Origin of the sequence: Micromonospora sp. NPDC049089, from assembly GCF_040648775.1 — a bacterium.
In the GTDB taxonomy this organism is placed as follows: domain Bacteria; phylum Actinomycetota; class Actinomycetes; order Mycobacteriales; family Micromonosporaceae; genus Micromonospora.
Genome location: NZ_JBEZEH010000071.1, coordinates 23,429 through 29,428 on the forward strand (window position 1 = coordinate 23,429; position 6,000 = coordinate 29,428).

General features: G+C 71.2%; 5 protein-coding genes and 1 pseudogene. 3 read left to right on the forward strand and 3 right to left on the reverse strand.

The features are described from left to right. Positions 1–259: 259 nt before the first annotated feature. A pseudogene (locus AB0B48_RS14725) lies at positions 260–838 on the reverse strand (NADH-quinone oxidoreductase subunit C); the annotation flags it as partial. A 105-nt stretch (positions 839–943) separates the two neighbouring features. On the opposite strand from AB0B48_RS14725, the gene AB0B48_RS14730 reads away from it, so the two are divergent. Then, on the forward strand, positions 944–1,990 hold the full coding sequence (locus AB0B48_RS14730; protein WP_357200971.1) for a glucose 1-dehydrogenase: 1,047 nt from the start codon (positions 944–946) through the stop codon (positions 1,988–1,990). A gap of 16 nt (positions 1,991–2,006) precedes the next feature. Here AB0B48_RS14730 and AB0B48_RS14735 read toward each other — a convergent pair whose 3' ends face one another. Then, positions 2,007–3,323, reverse strand: a complete 1,317-nt coding sequence (locus tag AB0B48_RS14735) for a DUF2252 domain-containing protein (protein ID WP_357200974.1) — start codon at positions 3,321–3,323, stop codon at positions 2,007–2,009. Between the two features lie 50 nt (positions 3,324–3,373). After that, positions 3,374–3,955 (reverse strand): NADH-quinone oxidoreductase subunit B family protein, encoded by a 582-nt coding sequence (locus AB0B48_RS14740; RefSeq protein WP_355005696.1) that lies wholly within the window; start codon positions 3,953–3,955, stop codon positions 3,374–3,376. Between the two features lie 195 nt (positions 3,956–4,150). On the opposite strand from AB0B48_RS14740, the gene AB0B48_RS14745 reads away from it, so the two are divergent. Then, positions 4,151–4,711: a SigE family RNA polymerase sigma factor gene (locus AB0B48_RS14745; protein WP_357200977.1), complete on the forward strand. Its 561-nt coding sequence runs from the start codon at positions 4,151–4,153 to the stop codon at positions 4,709–4,711. After that, positions 4,704–6,000: hypothetical protein (locus AB0B48_RS14750; protein WP_357200980.1), on the forward strand; the 1,297-nt coding region annotated here is incomplete at its 3' end. The genes AB0B48_RS14745 and AB0B48_RS14750, both read left to right, overlap by 8 nt.

The following is a 6,000-nucleotide window of genomic DNA, read 5'->3' on the forward strand; positions in this document are numbered from 1 at the left end:
GCCCGTCGGGCACGGGCTTGTCAGGTGTGGCCGCGCCGGGCACGGCCGCGGCAGTCGGGCCGGTGCCAGGTTGGTCAGGTGCGGCCGGGCCTGCGTCGGGCGCGGGCTGGTCGGCAGGGATCGGGCCGTCGGTGGCGCCGACCGGTCGGGGAGTACGCGCCGGACGGGCCCCCGGGGCGGGCCGCGCCGGACGCTCACGGGCCGGTCTGGCGGGGGTGCCGCCACGCGGGCCCTCCCCCACTCCACCGGCGCCGGCCGGGGTGGGCGTGGGCCCCCACTCGCCCGGAGCGGGTACGCCCGGCGGGCGGATCGGTCGACGCCCGCCGCCGGCCTCGGACTCGCCCGGCTCCTTCGCACCCGGCCAGGGCTTTGCCACGCGGGAAGCCAGCACGAACTCCTTGCGCAACGGGTGACCCTCGAACTCTGGCGGCAGCAGCAGCGGCAGCAGCTCTTCATGCCCGGCGAAATCGATGCCGAACATCTCGTGCGTCTCCCGCTCGTGCCAGGCGGCTCCGGGGTAGACGTCGACCACCGAGGCGACAGTGGGCGCGCTTCTCGGCAACCGGGTACGCAGCAGCACGCCGTGCCGCAGTCGCGTCGACCAGAGGTGCGCCACCACGTCGAAGCCCTCGCCCAACTCGTCGACCGCGGAGAGCCAGTCGAAGAAGTCACAGGCCAGCTCGGCGTCGTCACGGGCGGCCGAAACCGCTGTGAGCCAACTCGTGGGTGGCACGTCGATGGTGGCCCGGGCGAAACGTTGCCCGCCGGAGACCGACGGCGTCGCCTCAGCCGGCGCGAGCAGCGCGACCAGTCGAGCGCCGACCTCTTCGGGAGTCATGCCGCTGATCCTAGTGCCGGCCGAGGCCGCACCTGGCCGCCGCCGATGCCCGGCGATCTGCCAGCTTTGGGCGCGGCGTGCGCCCGGGCGGGGAAAGATGAGGACGTGCGCGCTGTGACGGTAAGACCTGGGGTCGCCAACTCGCTGAGCCTCGTCGACGATCAGCCGGAGCCGGCTGCCGAGGAGGGCTCTGTCCTGGTCGAGGCGCTGGCGGTGGGGATCTGCGGCACCGACCACGAGATCATCGCCGGGGAGTACGGCAAGGCGCCGCCGGGTGCCGACCGCCTGGTCATCGGGCACGAGTCACTGGGCCGGGTGATCGAGGACTCCAGCGGCACCCTGCAACCCGGTGACCTGGTGGCCGGAATCGTCAGGTACCCCGACCCGGTGCCCTGCCCGAACTGCGCGGTCGGCGAGTGGGACATGTGCCGTAACGGTCAGTACACCGAACATGGCATCAAGGCGCTGGCCGGGTTCGCCCGGGACCGCTGGCGGGTGGAACCGCGGTTCGCTGTCGCGCTCGACCCGACGCTGGCCCAGGTGGGGGTGCTGCTGGAGCCGACAAGTGTGGTGGCGAAGGCCTGGGACCACATCGAGCGGATCGGGCACCGGGCCGAGTGGCAGCCGCAGACCGTGCTGGTGACCGGGGCCGGGCCGATCGGTCTGCTGGCCGCGTTGCTCGGCACCCAGCGTGGGCTCACCGTCCACGTACTGGACCGCAACACCGAGGGGCCGAAGCCGGAGCTGGTCGCCGGGCTGGGTGCCACCTACCACACGGTGCCGGTCAACGACCTGCCCTTCGAGCCGGACGTGGTGATCGAGTGCACCGGCGCTCCCACGGTGGTCCTCGACGTCATGTGCAAGGCGGCCCCCACCGGGATCGTCTGCCTGGCCGGGGTGTCCAGTGGTGGCCGGAGCATCGACTTCGACGCCGGGGCGCTGAACCGGGCGCTGGTGCTGGAGAACAACGTGGTGTTCGGCTCGGTGAACGCCAACCGACGACACTGGACCATGGCCGCGCAGGCGCTGGCCCGCGCCGACCAGGTCTGGCTCGAGTCGCTGATCACGCGGCGGGTGCCGGTGAACCGGTACGCCGACGCGTACACCCCCGGGCCGGACGACATCAAGGTGGTGCTGGAGTTCGCGTCCTGAGCGACGCCGCGCCCGATCAGATGCCCGGCAGTCGACCGTTGCGGAACAGGTCGACGAAGAGCTGGTGGTCCTGGCGGGCGCGCACCCCGTACGCGTGCGCGAAGTCCACCAGGTGGGCGACGAATCCCGACTCGTCGGCGTCCACCGCCGCGACGATCGCCTCCTCGGTGGAGTAGTCCACCAGGTCGTGACTGGATTCGTCGTCGGCGACCGAGTGCATCCGGGCCACCGCCCGACCGAGGTCGACGAGAACGCCGGTCAGTTCCTCCGGCTCGTTCACGTCCGACCAGTCCAGGTCGGCGGCGTAGGGGGAGACCTCGGCGACCAGCTGACCGGCCCCGTTCAGCTCGGTGAAGCCCAGCCACGGGTCGGCGTGCGCCTGCAACGCCCGCTGCGACTCGGCGGTCCGGTGCCCCTGGTGCTGGAAGTAGCCACGGACCGACTCGTCGGTGACGTACCGCGCCACGGCCGGCACCTGCGCCTGCTTCATGTAGATGACGACGTCGTTCTCCAGCGCCTGGGTGTGCCCCTCCAGCAGCAGGTTGTACGACGGCAGTCCGGCCGAGCCGATGCCCACCCCCTTGCGCAGCACCACGTCCTTGATCCGCGCTGCCACCGGGCGCAGCTGCGTCGAGGCGTTTGGCAGGGTGCCCAGGTAATCCTGGAAGGCGGCGCTGACCAGGTCCCGGGTGGCGTCGTCGATCTCGAAGACGCCGTCGCCGATGGAGAAACGTCGCTCGTAGTTATCGATGGTGGTCTGCGCGGCCAGCAGGTCCACGCGGGTGTTGAGCCGGGCCTGTTGGAGCACCCGGCGTAGCACCCCGTCGGCGTTGTCCAGGGTGATCGAACCGATCGCGTCGTCACCGCCGGCGGCGATGGCCCGCAGCTCGGTCAGGTACGACCGGGCGAACCCGGCAACCAGCTCCCCGATCGCCGTGTCGGAGAGCGCCTTGCCGTAGCCGAGCAGCGCCACGCTGGCCGCGAGCCGTCGCAGGTCCCAGGTGAACGGCCCGACGTACGCCTCGTCGAAGTCGTTGACGTTGAACACGAGCTGCCCGGAGGCGTTCATGTAGGTGCCGAAGTTCTCCGCGTGCAGGTCACCGTGGATCCACACCCGGCTGGTCTGCTCGTCGGAGAACCGGTCGTCGGCGAAGTCGCCGAGCTGGTCGGCGTAGAACAGCGCGGCGCTGCCCCGGTAGAAGGCGAACGGCGACGCCGCCATCTTGCGGAACTTGCGGCGGAAGGCGGCCGGGTCGATAGCCATCGACGCGCCGAACTCCTCGGTGAGCACGTCGACGATGTGGGCGGAGCGCTGGTCCCCTGAGCTGCTCATAGTCCGCAGGCTAGTGCGGCGGGTCCACAACGGGGTGGCGACGCACGCTGTCAGGTCGCGGCTGGTGGGCGTACCGGCGGGGCGGTGAGCGAGTCGACCGAGCGGGGTGCGGCGGCCTCGCGGGGCGGGGCGTCCAGCGGCGCGGCCAGCACGTCCCGTTGCGGCACACCTCCGATGCCGGACTGCTCGGCGGCGATCTTCTCCTGTAGGCGCAGGATGCCGTGCAGCAACGCCTCCGGCCGGGGCGGGCAGCCGGGCACGTACACGTCGACCGGGATGAGCTGGTCGACGCCCTTGGTCACCGAATACGAATCCCAGTAGGGGCCGCCGCAGTTGGAGCAGGCGCCGAACGAGATGACGTACTTCGGCTCGGGCATCTGGTCGTACAGGCGCTTGATCGCCGGGGCCATCTTGTCGGTCACCGTGCCGGAGACCACCATCAGGTCGGCCTGGCGGGGGCCGTGGGCGAACGGGATCACGCCGAGTCGGATGAAGTCGTGCCGACCCATGCTGGTGGCGATGAACTCGATGGCACAGCAGGCCAGACCGAAGTTGAACACCCAGAGCGAGTAGCGGCGCCCCCAGTTCAGCACGAACCGGATCGGCTCGCCGAGCACTGCCGGCAGCTGCACGACCGCCCCCTCTCCTCACCGACAGTGAATCACAGCCGGCGTCCGTGCGGTCCGGCGGTGATCGGCCCGAGCGGCCCACCAACTGTCCCGGAGCCGACAAGGATCGGCAGCGATTGACGCGCAACCTACCGGTGCGCTCGCTTGTGTGACCGGTGCTGGCGAACGCGATGCCGGCAGTCGCCACGGGGAGGACAAGTGCTTGTGACACGAGATGTGCCGGTGGGTGGGCGCCCACCGGACCCACCGGGAGCCGCTACCTCCGCGCCGGCAGAGCTGGTCTTCGACGACTTCTACCACGCTCACTACCGCAGCCTGGTGGTGCAGCTGACGGCATACACAGGTGACCGGGGGCAGGCTCAGGACCTGGTTCAGGAGGCGTTCTGTCGGGCGTACGCCCGCTGGGACCGGCTCGCCGGATACCAGGACCCCCTGGCCTGGGTCCGTCGGGTCGCGTGGAATCTCGGACACAACCGCTGGCGGCGGCTGCGGACCGCCCAGCAGTGGGTGCTGCGGCAGCGGGAGACACACGTCGCGGAGCCGAGCCCCGACCGGGTCGCCGTCGACACCGCGTTGGCGAAGTTGCCGCCGAAACAGCGGCGGGCCGTCGTACTGCACTACCTCGCCGACCTGACGGTCGCGGAGATCGCCGCCCAGGAACAGGTCGCCGAAGGGACCGTGAAGTCCTGGCTGCACCGGGGCCGAACCGCGCTCGCCACTCACCTACGCGACACGAATGAGGAGGTGCGGGATGTCTGAGCAGGAGATTCTTGACCTCGCCGAAGAGTTCGCCCGTTACCGCCGTACCGCGCTGGCGGAGGTCGAGGCGCCGGGGCCCGCCGCCGTTCGACGGACCGTACGAGGCCGCGGCCGACGCCGGCTGGCTGCCACCGCCACGACGGCGCTTGCCCTGTTCGGCGGGTCGGCCGTCGGATACGCGGCGTTGAGCGGCCCGGACCATCGGCCCGGTCCGGTCGACCCGACGCCGAGCATCTCGGCGTCACCGACGCCAACGCCGACGCCGACGAGTCCGACCCCCAGCCCTGCCGGGACCAGTGCCGGCCCGACCATCGGGGTGCCGGACGGCCGGTTCAGCCGGGCCCAGCTGCTGGGCGTGCCGGTGACCCTGCCGGCGTGGCGGGCCGGACGAGGCTGCCCGACGTCGCAGACGCGGCTCACCGGCGACGCCCGGGAGGGCGCGAACTGGCTTTTGGCGCTCGACCACGGCGACATCGACGGAGACGGCGCGGTGGAGACCGTGGCTCTCGTGCAGTGCGTGCTCGGCACCCGCGGGCCGATGCAGGTGGTCGCCTTCGACCGCGACGAGGAAGGAAAGGCGACGACTGTCGGCCGGGTGGTCACGACCACCATCGACAAGCCGGAGTGGCTGTTCGCGCTGGACGTCGTGGGCGACGGCACGGTTCGCGTTCAGGTCGGTGACATCGCTCCCGGGGGTGGCTGGAACGCCAGGTGGTCACAACGGCAGTGGCGGGGCTACCGCTGGAAGGGTGACGTCTTCAGCCAGGTCTCCGGGCCGACGAGCTTCGGTCCGAACCCGAACCTGGCGGACGTCTCCGTCACCACCGGTGACCTCGTGCTGAGAACTGCCGACGACGGCTCCCGGACGGGTACGGCCACGGTGCGGATCCGTAACCGGGGCACCGGCCCGGTCGCCCACGTGGTGCTGCGGTTGGGCGTGCCCGCTGTGGTGCGCGCGGACGTCGACGGGTGGGGCACGTGCGCGGGCGTCCACGACAGCGTCGAACCGATCACCTGCCGCCTGGGTCAGCTGGCCGCCGGGGCGGAGATGCGGTTGGACCTGGACTTCCGGGTGCTCGAAGGGATAACGCTGAGCACGAACAAGGCGGACGTGGACGTCCAGCCGATGGACAGCGAACGTGACGTCCTGCCGGACGTCAACAGAGCCGACAACCTGGTTCAGATGACGTTGACCTACGGCTGCGCGCGCCCAGTGACGCCGGGCCGAGCCGTTCCAGTTCGGCGCCCAGCTCGGCGACCTCCCGGAACACCCGGGTGTCGGAGCGACC